14 protein-coding genes are annotated in these 19,094 nt (G+C 73.4%); all 14 read right to left on the bottom strand.

Translation table 11 applies throughout. The features are described 5' to 3' along the window. Position 1 precedes the first annotated feature (1 nt). The 14 genes from FYW95_RS17895 to pheS all read right to left on the bottom strand — a co-directional run bounded on the left by FYW95_RS17895 (position 2) and on the right by pheS (position 18,915). On the bottom strand, positions 2-2,521 hold the full coding sequence (locus FYW95_RS17895; protein WP_159945350.1) for a sensor histidine kinase: 2,520 nt from the start codon (positions 2,519-2,521) through the stop codon (positions 2-4). 306 nt (positions 2,522-2,827) lie between these two features. Beyond that, a complete protein-coding gene (gene argH / locus FYW95_RS17890; protein WP_160050569.1) occupies positions 2,828-4,246 on the bottom strand; it encodes an argininosuccinate lyase in 1,419 nt (472 codons plus the stop codon). Positions 4,247-4,308: 62 nt separating this feature from the next. Then, complete coding sequence (locus tag FYW95_RS17885) at positions 4,309-5,511, bottom strand: argininosuccinate synthase (RefSeq protein ID WP_159945348.1); 1,203 nt, start codon at positions 5,509-5,511, stop codon at positions 4,309-4,311. A gap of 59 nt (positions 5,512-5,570) precedes the next feature. Continuing rightward, positions 5,571-6,101 carry an arginine repressor gene (locus tag FYW95_RS17880; RefSeq protein WP_159945347.1) on the bottom strand — a complete coding sequence of 177 codons (531 nt, stop codon included), beginning with the start codon at positions 6,099-6,101 and terminating at the stop codon, positions 5,571-5,573. Then, the gene (gene argF / locus FYW95_RS17875) at positions 6,098-7,045 is read right to left on the bottom strand and encodes an ornithine carbamoyltransferase (RefSeq protein ID WP_160050568.1); all 948 of its coding nucleotides are present in this window, start codon (positions 7,043-7,045) and stop codon (positions 6,098-6,100) included. Before argF ends, FYW95_RS17880 begins: the two co-directional genes overlap by 4 nt. Next, complete coding sequence (locus tag FYW95_RS17870; RefSeq protein WP_159945345.1) at positions 7,042-8,256, bottom strand: acetylornithine transaminase; 1,215 nt, start codon at positions 8,254-8,256, stop codon at positions 7,042-7,044. Before FYW95_RS17870 ends, argF begins: the two co-directional genes overlap by 4 nt. Then, complete coding sequence (gene argB, locus FYW95_RS17865) at positions 8,253-9,254, bottom strand: acetylglutamate kinase (RefSeq protein ID WP_159945344.1); 1,002 nt, start codon at positions 9,252-9,254, stop codon at positions 8,253-8,255. The genes FYW95_RS17870 and argB overlap by 4 nt, the downstream gene beginning before the upstream one ends. After that, on the bottom strand, positions 9,251-10,030 hold the full coding sequence (locus FYW95_RS17860) for a bifunctional ornithine acetyltransferase/N-acetylglutamate synthase (protein WP_159945343.1): 780 nt from the start codon (positions 10,028-10,030) through the stop codon (positions 9,251-9,253). The genes argB and FYW95_RS17860 overlap by 4 nt, the downstream gene beginning before the upstream one ends. Before the next feature lie 12 nt (positions 10,031-10,042). Next, positions 10,043-11,071, bottom strand: a complete 1,029-nt coding sequence (argC, locus tag FYW95_RS17855) for an N-acetyl-gamma-glutamyl-phosphate reductase (protein ID WP_159945342.1) — start codon at positions 11,069-11,071, stop codon at positions 10,043-10,045. A gap of 233 nt (positions 11,072-11,304) precedes the next feature. Beyond that, positions 11,305-12,726: an NAD(P)/FAD-dependent oxidoreductase gene (locus tag FYW95_RS17850; RefSeq protein WP_159945341.1), complete on the bottom strand. Its 1,422-nt coding sequence runs from the start codon at positions 12,724-12,726 to the stop codon at positions 11,305-11,307. A 197-nt stretch (positions 12,727-12,923) separates the two neighbouring features. Next, positions 12,924-13,406: a MarR family winged helix-turn-helix transcriptional regulator gene (locus FYW95_RS17845; RefSeq protein WP_159945340.1), complete on the bottom strand. Its 483-nt coding sequence runs from the start codon at positions 13,404-13,406 to the stop codon at positions 12,924-12,926. A 211-nt stretch (positions 13,407-13,617) separates the two neighbouring features. Continuing rightward, positions 13,618-14,844: an aminotransferase family protein gene (locus tag FYW95_RS17840; protein ID WP_159945339.1), complete on the bottom strand. Its 1,227-nt coding sequence runs from the start codon at positions 14,842-14,844 to the stop codon at positions 13,618-13,620. Between the two features lie 466 nt (positions 14,845-15,310). Beyond that, positions 15,311-17,797, bottom strand: coding sequence for a phenylalanine--tRNA ligase subunit beta (pheT, locus tag FYW95_RS17835; protein ID WP_160050567.1), 2,487 nt, complete (start codon positions 17,795-17,797; stop codon positions 15,311-15,313). After that, the gene (gene pheS, locus FYW95_RS17830; RefSeq protein WP_159945337.1) at positions 17,797-18,915 is read right to left on the bottom strand and encodes a phenylalanine--tRNA ligase subunit alpha; all 1,119 of its coding nucleotides are present in this window, start codon (positions 18,913-18,915) and stop codon (positions 17,797-17,799) included. The genes pheT and pheS overlap by 1 nt, the downstream gene beginning before the upstream one ends. Positions 18,916-19,094 lie beyond the last annotated feature (179 nt).

Raw genomic sequence — 19,094 nt, 5'->3', positions numbered from 1 at the left:
GTCAGTCGCTCTTTCCCGTGTGATCGTCGGCGCTGGCGCCGACCTGACCGTCACTGCTGTGTTCACGCCCGTCGTGGTCGACGTCGGCGTCGATGTCCGCGGCCCGGCCGCGCCGGGTCCCGGCACTGAAGGCGTTCATCATCCGCCGGGCCTGTTCGGGACTGCGCCCGGCCGGGTCCGTCCCGGCTGGCTGTGCCCGCTCGGGCACGGGATCGGTCCTGAGCTGGGGGGCGAGGTTGGCCTGGCGCCTGCGCCGGGGCAGGCCGGGGCGGCCGAAGCCGGTGCCGACCCGTCCGTGCGGACCGGTGTCCCCGCCGGAGTCGTCGAGGTCCTCGGCCTCCGGGTCGGATGCGGCGGGTTCGGGAGCGGGCGGGGGGACCCGGCGCAGCAGCGGGGCGCCCCGGGCGGGGAGCTCGGGGCTGGGGCCGTCGTCGTGCCGGGGCACCGGACGCAGGAGGGGGCGGGAGCGGCGGGGCGCCTCGCCCACGGCGAGCAGGTCGGTGCGCTCCTGCTCGGTCCGCCGCGGTGCGTCCTGCGCGCCCTGGCGCAGGGCGACGCGGGGGCGTTCGGGCACGGCGGAGGCGACGAGGGAGGAGGGGATGAGCACCACGGCCCGGGTCCCCCCGTAGGGCGAGTGCCGCAGCTGCACGCGGATGTCGTGCTTGACCGCGAGGCGGGCGACCACGAACAGGCCCAGCCGCGAGTCCGCGCCCGAGGTCATGACGTCGAACTCGGGTGCCTCGCTGAGCGTCTTGTTCGACCCGGCCAGGACCTCCTCGGTCATGCCCAGGCCCCGGTCCTCGATCTCCACCGCCACGCCCTTGGGCACGGACTCGCTGTGGATGGTGACCTCGGTGTGCGGCGGCGAGTAGGCGGTGGCGTTCTCGACGAGTTCGGCCAGCAGGTGGATGACGTCGGCGACCGCGGCTCCGGCCAGGGACAGCTCCGGCACCGAGGTCAGGCGGACCCTGGCGTACTCCTCGGTCTCGGAGATGGCGCCGCGCAGGATGTCCACGAGCGGGACGGGGTGGCGCCAGCGGCGGCCCGGTTGGGCGCCGCCCAGGATGATGAGGTTCTCGGCGTGGCGGCGGCCCCGGGTGGCCAGGTGGTCGAGCTGGAAGAGGCTCTCCAGCAGGTCGGGGTCCTCCTCCTCGCGCTCGACGCGGTCCAGGAGCTGGAGCTGGCGCTGCAGGAGGGACTGGTGCCGGTGGGCGATGCCGAGGAAGACCCGGTTGACGCCCGCGCGCATGTCCGCCTGCTTGACGGCCGCGGCCACGGCCGTGCGCTGGGCGATGTTGAAGGCGTCGGCGACCTGGCCGACCTCGTCGTCTCCGTGGTCGAGCTGTTTCATCTCGGTGTCCAGGTCGACGTGGTCGCCCGCCTCCAGTCGGCGCACGATACGGGGCAGGTCGCTGCGCGCGGTGCCCAGCGTGTCGGCGCGCAGCTGGACGAGCCGGTAGCTGAGCCGTCCGGCGGAGCGTGCCGCCACACCGTAGGCGAGGGTGCCCGCGAACAGGGACAGGATGCTGCCGCCCACCGCGAGGGTGAGCATCCACGAGCTGGCGTCCTCGGTGGCGGTGACCACCGACTCGGCCCGGTCGGCGGCGATCGCGGCCAGGTCGGTGTTGACCTGGTCGGCGGCCTCGCGCCAACCGTCGGTCCCGACGGGCGGCCGGGGGCTGCGGAACTGCTCGGCGGTGAGCGGGTCGACGCTGACCGGCGCCTCGTGCCGGGCGAGGGTGTCGGCGATGGAGAGCGCGTCCTGCCAGGCCCGGCTCCGGGCCAGGGCGGCCAGCGCGGAGGACTGGCCGCCGCCGGTGTCCCCGGGGTGGACGGTGTCGACGCGGCGGTGGGCGTCGGAGGTGAGCGCGGCGACCTCGGTCTGCTGGACCCGGTCCAGGGTGTTCCGAGCGAGCACGGCGCCGATCACCGCGTCGGCGTGGCTGAAGCTCTCCTGCGCCCACATCAGGTCGGTGGCGGCCGCGGCCTCGGCGGAGGCCAGGCCGTCGTCGAGGGAGCGGGCGGTGCCGGAGTACAGGCGGATGCCCTGTTCGATGGCGGTGGTGTAGACGGTGATGGCGGTGTCGGGCTCCGGGCCGGGAGCGGCGAGGCTGTCCTCGCGCAGGTCCTCCACCCCGGCCAGCGAGGAGAAGAAGTCCTCGGTGAGCGAGGCGGTGGCCGGGTCGTCCCGCTCGCCCAGGGTCTCGCGCAGCTCGCGCACGGGCTCCAGCGCCCGGTCGGTGCGTTCGGCCGCCGCGGTGAGGTCCTCCCGCGCCCGGCGGTCGGGGGCGGCGAGGTACTCGGCGTTCAGGCGGCGCTCCTCCTGCAGGAGGGTGAGCGCGTTGGCGAGCCGGATCCCGGCCCTGCCGTCGTCGACCGCGGCCCGCAGCGACACGGCCTGGGCGAGCGTGGCCGTGCTGAGCACGACGAACAGGGCCAGGAAGGTGATGCTGGGAATCAGCACGATCCTGTTGACCTGAGCCCTGATGCCGCCGCGGCCGGTGCCTCCCGGGTTCCCCATTGCGTTCCTCCCACGGACTGGTCGCGGGCGCCTGGCGAGCGTGGGTGCACCGCACCGGTGCGCCGACGGGCCGTGCGCCGAGGGGTTTCGTCACGGTGTGCACAGGGGTTACCACGCGTGGTGCCCGCAGACTCAGGACGCTACCGCACTCTCCCGGCGGTCGCGTGGCGAATTCCAAAATGGGCGCGGGGAGGGCGCGGGGGCCGTGGACCCGGTCGCGGGAGGGCGGCACGGCGAACGCGTCCGGGCGCGCACCCGTGGGGGTGCGCGCCCGGAAGGGTTCGAGGGAACCGCCGGGGTCGGGGCTCAGGCTCCGAAGGCCTTGCGGTGCTCGTCGATGCCCGAGCGCAGCCGCTCCAGCTGCTCGGCGACGCGCACCGGAGCGGTACCGCCCTTGCCCGCGCGCGAGGCCAGCGAACCGGACACGGTGAGGACCTCGCGGACCGCCGGGGTCAGGTGCCCGGAGACGGCGGCGAGGTCGTCGTCGCCCAGGTCGGGCAGGTCGATGCCGCGCTCCTCGCACACGCGCACGCAGGCGCCCGCGATCTCGTGCGCCTCGCGGAAGGGCACCCGCTCGCGCACCAGCCACTCGGCGATGTCGGTGGCCAGGGAGAAGCCCTGCGGCGCCAGCTCGGCCATGCGGTCGGTGTGGAAGGTCAGGGTGGCGACCATGCCGGTCATGGCGGGCAGCAGCAGGTGGAGGGTGTCCACCGCGTCGAAGACCGGTTCCTTGTCCTCCTGCAGGTCGCGGTTGTAGGCCAGCGGCAGGCCCTTGAGGGTGGTCAGCAGGCCGGCCAGGTCGCCCACCAGGCGTCCGGCCTTGCCCCGCGCGAGCTCGGCGACGTCGGGGTTCTTCTTCTGCGGCATGATCGAGGAGCCGGTGGAGAAGGCGTCGTCGAGCGTGACGAAGGAGAACTCCTTGGTCGCCCAGAGGATGACCTCCTCCGACAGGCGGGACAGGTCCACGCCGATCATGGCGGCGACGAAGGAGAACTCGGCGACCACGTCGCGGGCGGCGGTGCCGTCGATGGAGTTGTCCACCGAGTCGGGGAAGCCCAGGTCGGCGGCGACCGCGCGGGGGTCCAGCCCCAGGGAGGAACCGGCCAGGGCGCCGGAGCCGTAGGCCGAGACCGCGGCGCGGCGGTCCCAGTCGCGCAGCCGCTCCACGTCGCGCATCAGCGGCCAGGCGTGCGCCATGAGCTGGTGGCCGAGCAGCACGGGCTGGGCGTGCTGCAGGTGGGTGCGGCCGGGCATGGCGGCGTCGGGGTGGGCGGCGGCCTGGTCGGCCAGGGCCTGGACCAGGTCCAGGAGCTGGTCGGCGATCTGGCGGGCCTCCTCGCGCAGGTACATGCGCACGAGGGTGGCGATCTGGTCGTTGCGCGAGCGCCCGGCGCGCAGCCGTCCGCCCAGGTCGGGGCCGACCCGCTCGATGAAGCCGCGCTCCAGGGCGGTGTGCACGTCCTCGTCCTCCAGGACGGGGGTGAACGCCCCGGAGGCCACGTCGGCCTCCAACCGGTCCAGGCCCTCGATCGTGCGCTCCAGCTCGTCGTCGGTGAGCAGTCCGGCGCGGTGCAGGGCGCGGGCGTGGGCGCGCGACCCGGCGATGTCGTGGCGGGCCAGGCGCCAGTCGAAGTGGGTGCTCAGCGACAGCCGTGCCAGGGCCTGGTCGGGGCCGCCCGCGAAGCGGCCTCCCCACAGGCGCAGCGCCTCGGGCTGGTCGGCCATGGAAAGTCCCTGCCTTCTGTGTCGTGGGGGTGCGGGGCCGCGCCGGCCCCGCACCGGGGGTGTTACTTGTTGAGGCGCTGGTCGCGCAGGCTGGCGATCTTGGCGGGCATGCTGAAGATGTCGATGAAGCCGCGGGCCAGGCTCTGGTCGTAGGTGTCGCCGGTGTCGTAGGTGGCGAGGTCGTAGTCGTACAGGGACGCCTCGCTGCGGCGGCCGGTGACCACGGCCCTGCCGCCGTGCAGGACCATGCGGATGTCGCCGGTGACGTGCTTGTTGGCCTCGACGATGAAGGTCTGCAGGGCGTCCTTGAGCGGGGAGAACCACAGGCCGTCGTAGACGAGCTCGCCCCAGCGCTGGTCGACGCCGCGCTTGTAGCGGGCCAGCTCGCGCTCGACGGTGACGTTCTCCAGCTCCTGGTGGGCGGCGATGAGGGCGATCGCGCCGGGGGCCTCGTACACCTCGCGGCTCTTGATGCCGACCAGGCGGTCCTCGACCATGTCGATGCGGCCGATGCCCTGGGCGCCCGCGCGGCGGTTCATCTCCTCGATGACCTGGAGCGGACTGAGCTCCTTGCCGTCGATGGCGGTGGGCACGCCGGCGGTGAAGGTGATGACGAGCTCGTCGGGCTCGCGCTGCTGGGCGGGGTCCTGGGTGTAGTCGTAGACGTCCTCGATGGGCCCGTTCCAGATGTCCTCCAGGAAGCCGGTCTCCACCGCGCGGCCGAAGAGGTTCTGGTCGATGGAGTAGGGCGACTTCTTGGTGACGTCGATCGGCAGGCCCTTCTCCGCGGCGAAGGCGATGGCCTTGTCACGGGTCATGCCGGAGTCGCGGACCGGGGCCAGGACCTTGAGCTCGGGGAAGAGGGCGGCGAGCCCGGCCTCGAAGCGGACCTGGTCGTTGCCCTTGCCGGTGCAGCCGTGGGCGACCATGGTGGCGCCGTGGTAGCGGGCGGCGTCGGCCAGGTGCTTGACGATCAGCGGGCGCGACAGGGCCGAGACCAGCGGGTAGCGGTCCATGTAGAGGGCGTTGGCCTGCAGGGCCGGGACGCAGTACTCGGTGGCGAACTCCTCGCGGGCGTCGGCGACGACGGCCTCGACCGCGCCGCAGTCCAGGGCCCGCTGGCGGACGACGTCGAGGTCCTCGCCGCCCTGGCCGCAGTCGATGGCCACGGCGACGACCTCGGCGCCGGTCTCCTCGGCGATCCAGCCGATGGCGACGGAGGTGTCGAGTCCTCCGGAGTAGGCGAGCACGACGCGCTCGGTCATGGGGTCCCCCTCAGGTGTTTCGTTGGGTGCTCTGTGGTGCTGTGGCTGCGCGTACGCGGCTACGGTCTGCGGTCGGCCAGCCGCAGGAGTGCGGCGGCCAGTTCCTCGCCGCCCCGGGGGTCGCGGGAGATCACCAGGATGGTGTCGTCCCCGGCGATGGTGCCCAGGATGGCGTGGAAGTCGGTGTGGTCGATGGCCGAGGCCAGGTACTGGGCCGCGCCGGGCGGGGTGCGGACGATGACCATGTTGGCGGAGGCCTCGGCCGAGACCAGCAGGTCCTCGGCGAGCCGGGTCAGGCGGGCGCCGGAGGCCTGTGCCAGGTCGAGGCTGTCGGGGCGGGTGCGCTGCAGGCGTTCGCCGCCCTCCCCGGGCAGCACGTAGGCCAGGTGGCCGTCGGCGGTGCGCAGTTTGACCGCACCCAGCTCGTCCAGGTCCCGGGACAGGGTGGCCTGGGTGACCTGCACGCCCGCCTCGGCCAGGCGTTTGGCCAGTTCGCCCTGGGACCGCACGTCCTCGCGGGTGAGGACCTCGGTGATCCGGGCGTGCCTGGCCGCCTTGGTCATCGGCGCGCTGCCGCCTTCCGCCATCATCGTCGCTCGGCCCCGGGGTTGTCACTGGCTTCGAGCAGGAAGGCGAGCAGGGCCTTCTGGGCGTGGCGGCGGTTCTCCGCCTCGTCCCAGACCACGCTGCGCGGCCCGTCGAGGACCTCGGCGCTGATCTCCTTGCCGCGGTAGGCGGGCAGGCAGTGCAGGACGACGGCCTCGGGGTGGGCGTGGGCGAGCAGGTCGGCGTCGACGGCGTAGGGGCGGAAGGGCGCCTCGCGCTCCTCGGCCTCGTCCTCCTGGCCCATGGAGACCCAGGTGTCGGTGGCCAGGACGTCGGCGCCGCGGGCCGCCTCGACGGCGTCGGCGGTGACCGTCACCGATCCGCCGGTCCGCTCGGCGATCTCGGCGGCGCGGGCCAGCACGGCCGGGTCGGGCTGGTGGCCCTCGGGGGCGCCCACCCGCACGTGGAGTCCGGCGGTGGCGCCGCCCAGCAGGTAGGAGTGGGCCATGTTGTTGGCGCCGTCGCCGAGGTAGGCCAGGGTGAGCCCGGCCAGGGCGCCCTTGTGCTCGCGCACGGTCTGCAGGTCGGCGAGGATCTGGCAGGGGTGGAACTCGTCGGTGAGGGAGTTGACCACGGGGACGGAGATGTGGGCGGCCAGGGTCTCCAGGTCGCTCTGGGCGAAGGTGCGCCACACGACGGCGGCGACCTGGCGTTCCAGGACCCGGGCGGTGTCCTCCAGGGGTTCGCCGCGGCCCATCTGGGTGCTGGCGCTGTCCAGCACCAGGGCGCTGCCGCCGAGGTCGGCGACGCCGACGGCGAAGGACAGGCGGGTGCGGGTGGAGGGCTTGTCGAAGAGCAGGGCGACGGTGCGCGGACCGGCGAGCGGGCGGTGGCCGAAGCGGTCCTTCTTCATCTCGTCGGCGAGGTCGAGCACCCGGGCCTGCTCGGCCGGGGAGAGGTCGTCGTCGCGCAGGAAGTGGCGGGTCATGGCTGGTGCTGCTCCTTCGTCGCGGCGGCCTCGGCTGCGTCCAGGATGGTGGGCAGCGCCTCGATGAACAGGCCGATCTCTTCGGGGGTGATGACCAGGGGCGGGGCGATCCGGACCGCGTCGGGGGCCACCGCGTTGACCAGGAAGCCGCGCACGGCGGCCTGTTCCTGTACGTGGGCGGCGTGCGGCGCGGTCAGTTCCAGGGCCCGCCACAGGCCGCTGCCGCGCTGTCCGGCCAGCAGGGGGTGGTCGATGGCCTCGATCCGCTCGGCCAGCAGGTCGCCGGTGACCGTGACGTGGGCGAGCAGGTCCTGGTTCTCGATGGTGTCGATGACCGCGAGGGCGGCGGCGCAGGCGACGGGGTTGCCGCCGAAGGTGGAGCCGTGGTCGCCCTTGTGGAAGGCGTCGGCGTAGCGGCCGAAGCCGACGCAGGCGCCGATGGGCAGGCCTCCGCCCAGGCCCTTGGCGAGGGTGAGCACGTCGGGGCGCACGCCCTCGGCCTGGTGGGCGAACCAGCGCCCGGTGCGGCCGACGCCGCTCTGGATCTCGTCGAGCACGAAGGCCGCGCCCGTGTCGTCGCAGATACGGCGGACGCCGGCGAGGTAGCCCTCGGGGGCGGGCACGACCCCGGCCTCGCCCTGGGTGGGTTCGGTGAAGACCGCGACGCAGTGCTCGTCGACGGCCTCGGCCAGGGCGTCCAGGTCGCCGTGGGGGACGAAGCGCACGTCCGTGCCGAAGGGGCCGAAGGGCTCGCGGACGGCGTCCTTGCCGGTCAGGGCCAGGGCGCCGGAGGTGCGGCCGTGGAAGCCTCCGGCGGCGGCAACGAAGTAGTGGCGGCCGGGTCCCGCGGCGCGCTTGACCAGCTTGAGCGCGGCCTCGTTGGCCTCGGTGCCGGAGTTGGCGAGGAAGACCTTGGCGTCGCCGCCGACCAGGCCGACGAGGCGCTCGGCGAGTTCGACCTCGCGTTCGTGGACGAACAGGTTGCTGGTGTGGGCCAGGGTGGCCGTCTGGCGGGCGACCGCCTCGACCAGGGCGGGGTGGCCGTGTCCGAGGGCGGAGACGGCGATCCCGGCGATGAGGTCGAGGTACTGGCGGCCGTCGGCGTCGTAGACCTCGCAGCCGCGCCCGAGGGTGAGGGTCACGGGCGGGACGCCGTAGGTGGGCATGAGCGCGGCGGCGAAACGCTCGCGCAGGTCGGAACCGCTGGTCACTGTACGCCTCCTGCGTTCGTGGCGGTGGTGTCGTGGGGGCGCCAGGGGCGCGGGGTGTGGCCGTTTCCGGCGAGCAGCGCGGCCTCCAGTTCCTCGTCGGCGACCATGGTGCCGACGCCCTGGTCGGTGAAGACCTCCAGGAGCAGGGAGTGGGGGATGCGGCCGTCGATGATGTGGGCCTGGGGGACGCCGCCCTCGACGGCGTGCAGGCAGGCCTCCATCTTGGGGAGCATCCCCGCGGACAGGGAGGGCAGCAGGGCCCGCAGCTCGTCGACGTCCAGGCGGCTGATCAGCTCGGTGTTGTGCGGGTAGTCGGAGAACAGGCCCTCGACGTCGGTGAGCATGATGAGCTTGCTGGCGCCCAGGGCGACCGCCAGGGCGGAGGCCGCGGTGTCGGCGTTGACGTTGTAGACCCCGCCGTCGTCGGCGCGGGCCACGCTGGAGACCACGGGGATGCGGCCGTCGGCCAGGAGCGCGGAGACGGCGCCCGGGTCGACGGCGGTGATCTCGCCGACCCGGCCGATGTCGACGGCCTGTCCGTCCACCTCCACGGACTTGCGCTCGGCGAGCAGGAGGTTGGCGTCCTCGCCGGACATGCCGACGGCGAAGGGGCCGTGCTGGTTGACCAGACCCACGATCTCGCGGTTGACCTGCCCGGTGAGGACCATGCGCACGATGTCCATGGCCTCGTCGGTGGTCACCCGCAGTCCGGCGGTGAAGGTGGACTCCACGCCGGCGCGTTCGAGCTGGGCGCTGATCTGGGGCCCGCCGCCGTGCACGACGACCGGGCGCAGGCCCGCGTAGTGCAGGAAGGCCACGGACTCGGCGAAGCGGACCCGCAGTTCCTCGCTGACCATGGCGTTGCCGCCGTACTTGACCACGACGGTGCGGCCGTGGAAGCGGGAGAGCCAGGGCAGCGCCTCGATGAGGATGGCGGCCTTGTCTATGGCGTCGGCCCGCGCCTGGTCTTCGGTGGCTGGGTTGGAGCGCGCGATCATGAGTTCTGGGCCCGGTCGTGGTCGGGGGTGTCGGCGCTGACCTGTGTGGCCAGCTCGCTGAGCACCTCGGTGAGCAGTGCGGCGAGGTCGTCCTCGTCGGGGGTGGTGCCGGCGGCGCCGCTGGCCAGGAGCAGCACGGTGTCGTTGGCGGCGGTCAGCGGCGCCAGGGCGGCCTCGACGGCTCCGGCCAGCAGGCGCTGGCACTGGTCGGCGGTGAGGTCGGCGTCGGTGGTGAGCACGCACAGCGCCGAGGACACCGACGGATCGGGGCCCTTGGCCATGGCGCCGACGGTGTAGCCGTCGCCGCGCCGGAAGGCGATCTTGACGACGGTGTCGTCGGTGCGGATGGCGTCGGCGGCGGCCAGTCCGCCGCCGCGCGAGGCCTCGGCCAGGGCGGCGCTGACGCCCTTGTTCAGTACGTCCAGGGGCGGTCGGACGTCGAGGGGGCCGCTGGCGCACAGCACGATCTCGGCGGCGGAGTCCTCCAGCAGGTCCGCGGTGTGCTCGGCCTGGGCGTGGACGTCCTGGAAGCCGCGGGGGCCGGTGCCCGCGTTGGCCCCGCCCGAGGCGAGGACGGCGGCGCGCACGCGTCCGCCGGAGACGACCTGGCGCGACCACAGCACGGGGGCGGCCGGGTCCTGGGCGGTGGTGAAGACGGCTCCGGCGGCCCGGGAGGGGCCGTCGTTGACGACCACGGCCACGTCGCGGGCGCCGTCGTCCTTGAGTCCCGCGGCGACTCCGGCGGCGCGGAATCCCTGGGGAGCGGTGACACTCACGGTGCTGCCTTCCTAGGGGGCGACCGCGGCGAGCGGCAGGCCGGTGTCCTCGGGCAGGCCGAGGGCGAGGTTGGTGCTCTGCACGGCGCCGCCCGCGGTGCCCTTGGTGAGGTTGTCCAGGGCGGCGACGGCGACCACGCGGTTGGCGTCGGGGTCGACGGTGACCTGCACGAGGGTGGTGTTGGCGGCCAGCGTCATGGCGGTGCTGGGCCAGGTGCCCTCGGGGAGCAGGTGGACGAAGGGCTCGTCGGCGTAGGCGGTCTGGTATGCGGCGCGGACCTGGTCGGCGGTGATCCCCGGCCGGAGCGGCGCGGTGCAGGTGGCGAGGATGCCGCGGGGCAGCGGGGCCAGGACCGGGGTGAAGGACAGGGTGACCGGCTCGCCGGTGACCGAGGTGAGGTTCTGGACGATCTCGGGGTTGTGCCGGTGGGTGCCGCCGACGCCGTAGGGGCTGAGGGCGCCCATGACCTCGCTGCCGACCAGGTGGGGCTTGGGTGCCTTGCCCGCTCCGGAGGTGCCCGTGACGGCGACGACGGTCAGGTCGGGCTCGACGAGTTGTTCGGCCAGGCCGGGGAAGAGGGCCAGCGTGGCGACGGTGACGTGGCAGCCGGGGACGGCGACGCGGCGGGCCCCGGCGAGTCGTTCGCGCTGGCCGGGCAGTTCGGGCAGACCGTAGGGCCAGGTCCCGGCGTGCGGGGTGCCGTAGAAGCGTTCCCAGGCGGCGGCGTCGTTGAGGCGGAAGTCGGCGCCGCAGTCGACCACGAGGACGTCGTCTCCGAGCTGATGGGCGATGTCGGCGGACTGCCCGTGCGGCAGGGCGAGGTAGACCACGTCGTGCCCGCGCAGCTCCTCCACGGTGGTGGGCGCCAGCGTCCGGTCGGCCAGCGGCAGCAGGTGCGGCTGGTGCTGGACGAGCGGGGTGCCGGCGTTGCCGCCGGCGGTCACCGCGCCGATCGCGATCTCGGGGTGGCCCAGGAGCAGGCGCAGCAGCTCGCCTCCCGCGTAGCCGCTGGCTCCGGCGATGGCCGCTGTGTATCCCATGGTGGTGCCCCCTGATCGAACCGACGGAACTATCATGCACCGCCATGCAAATTTATGCAAACGCAGGAACGGAACGCCCCGGCCGACCCGGCCGGGGGCCCGGCGCTCTCCGGGCCCGGCTCCCCGGTGACCTCCTTCCCACGCCCCCAGGAGTACGGGGACACGGCGGGGAGGCTCGTGCCGCGGGGTCTGCACCCTGGGGCGCGTGTTCTTCGGGGAAGAGGGGAAACCGGTCAGCGGCCCGCGATGCGGCTGGCGAGCCCGGCCAGACGGGAGGTCTGGGCCCGGTCCTCGGTGCGGGACTCGCGGCGGTCGGCGGTGCGGTAGAGGCCGTAGATCATCTGGGTGCCCACCCAGCGCAGCGGCTCGGGCTCCCAGCCGCGGACCCGGTGGCCCACCCAGGGCAGCCGGGTCAGGTCGGTCTCGCGGCCCAGGACGAGGTCGCGCAGCGTGCGCCCGGCCAGGTTGCTGGTGGCCACGCCGCTGCCCGAGTAGCCGCCCGCCCAGCCCAGGCCGGTCTCGGTGTCCAGGTGCACGCTCGGGCACCAGTCGCGGGGCACCCCCAGCACACCGGACCAGGCGTGCTCGACCGGCACCTCGGCCACGTCGGGGAACATCCGGATGAGCGCCTGCCACAGGTCGGCGATGGCCTGCGGCTGGGTGGCGCCGTCGGTGTCCGGGCCGGAGCCGAAGCGGTGGGGCACGCCGCGCCCGCCGATGGCGATGCGGTCGTCGGCGGTGCGCTGGGCGTAGACGTAGGAGTGGGCGGTGTCGCCGAGGACCTCGCGGCCCTCCCAGCCGATCTTCTCCCACAGTTCGGCCGGGATCGGCTCGGTGGCGATCATCGAGGAGCTCATCGGCAGCCACTCCCGGCGCTGGCCGCGCAGCGTGGAGGTGAACCCCTCGGTGGCGCGCACGACGTGGTCGGCGTAGACGGTGCCGTGCTCGGTGACCACCGCGGGGCGGGAGGCGCCGTCGCGGGGACGGATCTCCTCCACGGTGGTGCCCTCGAAGATCGCCACGCCCAGGTCCTCCACCACCTTGGCCAGACCGGTGACCAGCTTGGCGGGCTGCACGCGGGCGGCGTGCGGGGAGTAGGCGGTGGCGACCGCGCCCGCCACCGCCAGCCGGGGTTCGTGCTCCCCCTCGACCAGGTGGATGTCGTCGGGCCAGTAGCCCCACTCCTGGAGGTACTCGATGTCCTCGGCCAGGCGTTCGCGCTGGGCGGCGTTGGTGGCCACCAGGCGCATGCCGCCCCGGACGATGTCGGCGTCGACGCCCTCGGCCTCGGCGACGGAGGCCACCTCGGTGACGGTGTCCATCATCGCGCGCTGCAGGGCGATCATCGCGGCCTTGCCGTGCGACTCGGCGTAGCGCTCGCGCGAACCGGCGAACTCCGCGGACAGCCACCCTCCGTTGCGGCCCGAGGCGCCGAACCCGGCGAACTCGCGCTCGACCACCGCCACCCGCAGGTCCGGCTGCGCCTTCTTCAGGTAGTAGGCGGTCCACAGGCCGGTGTACCCGGCTCCGACCACGCAGACGTCGTAGTCGGCGCTGCCGGGCAGGGGCGCGCGGCGCTCGGGGAGGCCGGTCTCGCGGAACCAGAAGGAGACGCCCCCGTTGGCGAAGCGAGTGGACCGGGGAATAGCCCTCATCTGCGCGGCAGTGGTGAACAGACCCATCTTTCCCCCCGAGACCCGTACGCCCACGGTCCGCACGGCGCGGAACCCACGAACTTCCGCCAACCTACACGGGAACGACGGCTTGTGGGACGCCTTCCGTACCTTTGAGGGCGATACCGCCGCCACGGAGAGCGGATTCGGCTACGGATCGTTGCGGAACGACTGCGCTGTCAGGAGCAGGAACTGTCACGCAGCGTGCGCGCGATGGCGGCGAGCCGGCGCACGCCGTCCTCCCCGAGGGGCCTCAGGACGTGGGCGCGCAGGCGTTCGACGTGCTTGGTCCGGGCCTTGCCGATGAAGTCCAGGCCCTTGTCGGTGAGCACGGCGTAGACGATGCGCCGGTCGGAGGCGCAGTTGGCCCGCTCCAGGTAGCCCTCGCGCTCCAGGCGGTCCGCGAGCTTGGTGAACCCGCCGGTGCTGAGGCTGACCTCCCGGGCCAGGCGGCTCATGGGCAGCCGGTGGCCGGGGGTGCGCTGCAGGCGGATGAGCACCTCGAACCACGGTCCGGCCATGTCCCGGCCGTCGGGGGTGATCCCGCCCAGGAGCTTGGGCTCGACGGCGGTCATCGCCTCGTGGACCAGTCCCCAGGCGGTGATGAGGTCGTCGTCGCCGAGGGCCTGCTCCGGCGCCGCTTGTTCGGACTGTCTGGACATGTCCCGTCCCCTCCGGGCGGACGCCGAACCCGCATCTCACCCATAAGAAATATCTTCCCAGTAAATTTTACCCGAAGGGCGCTGCCCCGCCCAGTGTTTTTCGGGCGGACACGTCACACCCGGCGCGTAGTGCCACGCGCCGGGTCGGTCAACCGGTGGAAAGGGAACAGGAGTGCTCTTCGCGGGGCCCCGTCGGGACGGGGCCCCGCGGTCAGTGCCGGGCCGCCACCGCGTCCAGCGCGGCGGCCAGGGTGGAGACCATGTGGTCGGTCTGCTCGTAGGTGATGACCAGGGGCGGCGAGACCAGCAGGGCCGTGGGCACCGGCCGTACGATCACCCCGCGGGTGCGCGCCTCGGCGAACACCTCAGCCGTGGTGATGCCCCGCTCGGTGAGAGCCTCCTCGGTAAGCTCCACCGCGCCCATCACCCCGACGCCCGAGCGCACCTCGGCCACCAGCGGGTGGTCGGCCAGGCCGCGCAGCGCGCCGTCCAGGTGCCGCTCCACCTCCAGGGCCACCGTGAACAGGTCCTCACGCTCCAGGATGTCCAGGTTGGCCATCGCCGCGGCGCAGGCCGTGGGGTGCCCCGCGTAGGTGGTCCCGTGCAGGAACGGGTTGCCCTCGCCGTTGTAGAAGGGGTCGGCCACGCGGCCGCTGACCACGATGCCGCCCAGCGGCAGGTAGCCGCTGGAGACGCCCTTGGCGAAGACGATCATGTCCGGGTCGACCCCGAAGCGCTCGATGCCGAACCAGTTGCCCAGGCGGGCGAAACCGCAGATGACGCTGTCGACCACGAACAGCACGCCGTACTTGTTGCAGATCCGCGAGACCTCGGCGAAGTAGCCCTCGGGCGGAGCGAACACACCGCCCGCGCCGATCACCGGCTCGGCGAAGAAGGCGGCCACCCGCTCGGGCCCCACCCGCAGGATCTCGGCCTCCAGGGCCGCGGCGGAGTCGTGCGGCACCACGGAGGTGTCCTCCACCAGCCTGCCGTAGCCGCTGCGGAAGCGGTCCATCCCCGAGATGCTCGTGCCGAAGCCGTGCAGGCCGTGGTAGCCGCCGGTCCGGCTGATCAGGTGCGTGCGCCCGGGCTGGCCGGTGACCGCCCAGTAGCGCCGCGCCAGTTTGGCCGCTGTGTCGATGGACTCCCCTCCCCCGCAGGTCAGGATGACCCGGGGATCGGCGACCGGTGCGTGCGCGGCCAGGCGCTCGCTGAGTTCGAGCGCGGGGCGGTTGGCGAAGTCCCCGTAGACGGTGTACGCGTCCAGGGTGGTGATCTGGCGGTGGACGGCGTCCGCGATCTCGGTGCGGCCGTGGCCGACGTTGCAGTACCAGAGACTCGCCGTACCGTCCAGGTAGCGGTCGCCGGCGCTGTCCCAGAGCCACACGCCCTCGGCGCGGGCCACCATGAACTCCGGTCCCCTGTCCACCGCGTTCATGTCGCAGAAGGTGTGCCAGAGGCGACTGGGCTCCCGGTGTTCCCGGTGAGCGAGTGCGGACGAGACAACCGTTTCGGTCATATGGCGACCTCCGAGCCGTGTCATGCGCGAGAGCGCAGCGGAAAACTCAGGTTGATCCGGCCTGCTCCCGGGCGCCCGGTGGTGGCAGGTGCTTGAAGGCTAAATGCGCGACTGGCCTCACAGCAAGAGACAAAACGAAGATTCATGCCCCGAAACCCAAACTTCATTCCGGTTACCCTGCGGTGTCGGCGCCAAAACCCTTGCTGCGCTGGAAAAACGCGCCGAAAAAGAGTCTGGAATCCGGGATTGGAACCGGAGCTTTGGGCGACACGCGGGTGCCGTGGACGCCCTCGCGCGGCGCTCCGCGCACACGAACGGGCGGGGCCGGCCCCATCCCCTTTCCCAGGAACTGACCGGCCCCGCCCGAGCCGAAGCGCCGCGCCGGTCAGCCGCGCAGCACGGCCCCCGTGCGCTCGGCCGCCACGGCCACGGCCGCGTCGCGCGCGGCACTGGCCTCCTCGGCCGTCAGTGTGCGGTCCGCGGCACGGAAGCGCAGGGTGAAGGCCACCGACTTGCGCCCCTCACCCACCTGCTCCCCCGTGTAGACGTCGAACAGGCGCACGCTCTCCAACAGCTCACCCGCCCCGTCGGCCAGGGCCTCGCTGATCCGGCCCACCGGCACCGAGGCGTCCACGACCAGCGCCACGTCCTGGGTGGCGACGGGGTAGGTGGACACCTCGGGGGCGACGACCGGCGTGCGGGCCCGCTCGATCCGGTCGAGCTCGACCTCCACCGCGCAGGCGCGCTCGGGCAGGCCGAAGGCCTTGACCGTGCGCGGGTGCAGCTCACCGGCGTGGCCCACGAGCAGGCGCTCGCCGTCCACGCGCACGTACAGCGCCGCGCAGCGGCCCGGGTGCCAGGGGGCGTGCTGGTCGGCCTCGGCCTCCAGCTCCACCCCCGCCACGCGGGCGATGTCGCGGGCCGCCTGGATCGCGTCGGCCCAGACGGCCTCCCGGCCCGGCCCCCACCATCCGGCGCGCTCGGCGTTGCCGGCGATCACCGCGCCGACCCGGCGCGGCTGCTCCGGCAGGGCCGCGTCGATCCGGGCCAGCTCCTCGGCCGTGGGGCCCCGGTCCACCGGCAGGATCGGGGCGCTGGGCGCGTCGGGCCGGGGACGGTAGACCAGGCCCGTCTCGTACAGCGCGACGTCGGTGAAGCCGCGGCCCACGTTGCGGGCCAGGGCCTTGAACAGGCCGGGCAGCAGCGTGGTGCGCAGCAGGGGCTCTTCGTCGTTGAGCGGGTTGGCCAGGCGCAGCGCCCGCCTGCGGTCGTCGTCGGCCTCCAACTGGAGGCCGTCGAGGTCGCGCTGGCCGACGAACGGGTAGTTCAGCACCTCGTGGAAACCGGTGTCGGCCAGGGCGCGGCCGACCGCGCGGCGCAGGCGCTGGCTCGCGGTCAGCCCCCGGCCCGAGGCCAGCGGACGGATCGAGGGGATGTTCTCGTAGCCCTCGAAGCGGATGACCTCCTCGGCCAGGTCGTTGGGGTCGGTGATGTCGGGCCGCCAGGTGGGCGGGGTGGCCCGCACCAGGTCGCCGTCCCTCTCCACCTCGCAGCCGACGGCGCTCAGCCACTTCTCGGTGGTGCCCTCGGGGTAGTCCACCCCGGCCACCGAGCCGGCGTGCGAGGCGCGCACCGTGATCGGCTCGCGGGGCACGGTGCGGTCCAGGTGGGTGTAGGCGGTCTCGACGGTGGCCCCGCCCAGCTCGGCGAGCAGTTCCACCGCGCGGGTGGCGGCGGCCAGCTGCACCGCGGAGTCCACGCCGCGCTCGAAGCGGCGGGAGGACTCCGAGGAGAGCTGGTGGCGCCGGGAGGCGCGGGCGATGTGCATGGCCTCGAAATGGCCCGCCTCGATCAGCACCTCGGTGCTGGTCAGGGAGATCTCCGTGGTCAGGCCGCCCATGACGCCCGCGATGTTGACCGGTCCGCTGTCGTCGGCGATGACGATGTCGTCGGCGTCCAGGGAGCGCTGGACGTGGTCCAGGGTCTCCAGCTTCTCGCCCTCCTGGGCGGCGCGCACCCGCAGGGCGCCGCGCAGCTGGGCGCGGTCCCAGGCGTGCAGCGGCTGGCCGAGTTCGAGCATGACGTAGTTGGTGACGTCCACCGCCAGGGAGACCGGGCGCACACCGCACTGGTGCAGGCGGCGCTTCATCCACAGCGGGGTGGGCGCGTCGGGGTCGAACCCGGTGGCTCCGCGCAGCACGTAGCGGTCGCACAGCGCCGGGTCGATCTCGGCGGGGTGGCCCTCACCGGTGGGCTCGGCCACGGCCGCGGCGGCCGGGTCGCGCAGCTCCACTCCGTACAGCGCGGCCGCGTCGCGGGCCACGCCGCGCAGGGACAGCGCGTAGCCGCGGTCGGGGGTGACGGCGATGTCGAGGACGTCCTCGCGCAGTCCGAGGGGGCCGATGGCGTCCTCGCCCACCTCGCCGAAGCCCTCGGGCAGGACGACGATGCCGCTGTGGTCCTCCCACAGGCCCAGCTCGGTTGCCGAGCAGATCATGCCCGCCGACATCCTGCCGTAGGTCTTGCGGGCACCGATCCGGAAACCGCCGGGCAGCTCGGCTCCGGGCAGGCTGACCACGACGAGGTCGCCCTCGGAGAAGTTGCGGGCGCCGCAGACGATCTCCTGCGGCTCGCCGGTGCCGTTGGCCCGGCCCACGTCCACCCGGCAGAAGCGGATGGGCTTCTTGAACCCGGTGAGCTCCTCGATGGACAGGACGCGGCCGTAGACGACGGGGCCGCTGAGGTCGGCGCCCAGGGCGTCGACGGTCTCGACCTCCAGGCCCGCCAGGGTCAGGCGGCCGGCGAGCTCGCGCGCGGTCACCTCGGCCGGGAGGTCGACGTACTCACGCAGCCAGGACAGGGGGACGCGCATCAGTTCTCACTCCCGAACGCCGAGGTGAAGCGGATGTCGCCCTCGACCATGTCGTGCATGTCGCGCACCCCGTGCGCGAACATCAGTGTCCGTTCGATTCCCAGGCCGAAGGCCCATCCGCTGTAGACCTCGGGGTCCACGCCCGCGGCGGTGAGCACGCGCGGGTTGACCACGCCGCAGCCGCCGATCTCGATCCAGCCCTCGCTGGAGCAGGTGCGGCAGGCCGCGTCGGAATCGCCCACGGAGGCGCCCCGGCACACGAAGCACTCCATGTCCACCTCGGCGGAGGGCTCGGTGAAGGGGAAGTAGGAGGCGCGGAACCGGGTCCGCAGGCCCTCGCCGAACACGCCCTCCACGTAGGCGTCGATGGCGCCGCGCAGGTGGGCCAGGGTGACTCCCCGGTCCACGACCAGGCCCTCCAGCTGGTGGAAGACCGGGCTGTGGGTGGCGTCCAGCTCGTCGGTGCGGAAGGTCTTGCCGGGTGCGACCACGTACACGGGCAGCTCGCGCGAGAGCAGCGCGCGCACCTGCACCGGGGAGGTGTGGGTGCGCATGACCAGGCCGGACGGCCCGCCGTCGGGGCCCTCCACGAAGAAGGTGTCCTGCATGGTGCGGGCCGGGTGGTCGGGCTGGAAGTTCAGGGCGTCGAAGTTGAACCACTCGGCCTCGACCTCGGGGCCCTCGGCGATCTCGAAGCCCATGCCGACGAAGAGGTCGGCCACGCGCTCGGCGACCGTGGTCAGCGGGTGGCGGGACCCGCGCGGGGCGCGGTCCCAGGGCAGGGTGACGTCGACCCGCTCCTCGATGAGGACGCGCTCGTCGCGCTCGGCCTCCAGCACGGCCTGGCGGGCCTTGAGGGCCTGGCCGACGTCGCGCCGGGCACCGCCCACGCGCTTGCCCGCGTCGGCCTTGGCCGCCGGGGGCAGGGCGCCGATCTCCCGGTTGGCCAGGGCCAGCGGGGAGCGGTCCGAGGCGTGCGCGAGCCGGACCTCCTTGAGTTCGGCGAGGTCGGCGGCGGCCTCGATGGCGGCCAGCGCCTCCTCGCGCATGCGGGCGACCTCGTCGGGGTGCAGGGGGGTCACCTCGACCGGGTCGAAGGAATTGTTCGGTGCAGACATGGTTGGTTGCCTCGCCGCCGGATCCCCGACCAGGACGGGGGAACAGGCGGCAGTCACGGTCCGCGGCGGGGCGGACGAAGCCGACAGGGAAAGCAGGCGGGTTGCGGGCACGCCCGGGACGGGTGTCCGATCGTGGGGCCCGGGGCACGCCGTGGCGCCCACCGGGGAGGCCGGAGGGT

Origin of the sequence: Nocardiopsis sp. FR4, from assembly GCF_009830945.1 — a bacterium.
In the GTDB taxonomy this organism is placed as follows: Bacteria; Actinomycetota; Actinomycetes; order Streptosporangiales; family Streptosporangiaceae; genus Nocardiopsis.
This window is presented reverse-complemented; position numbering and strand designations above follow the sequence as displayed.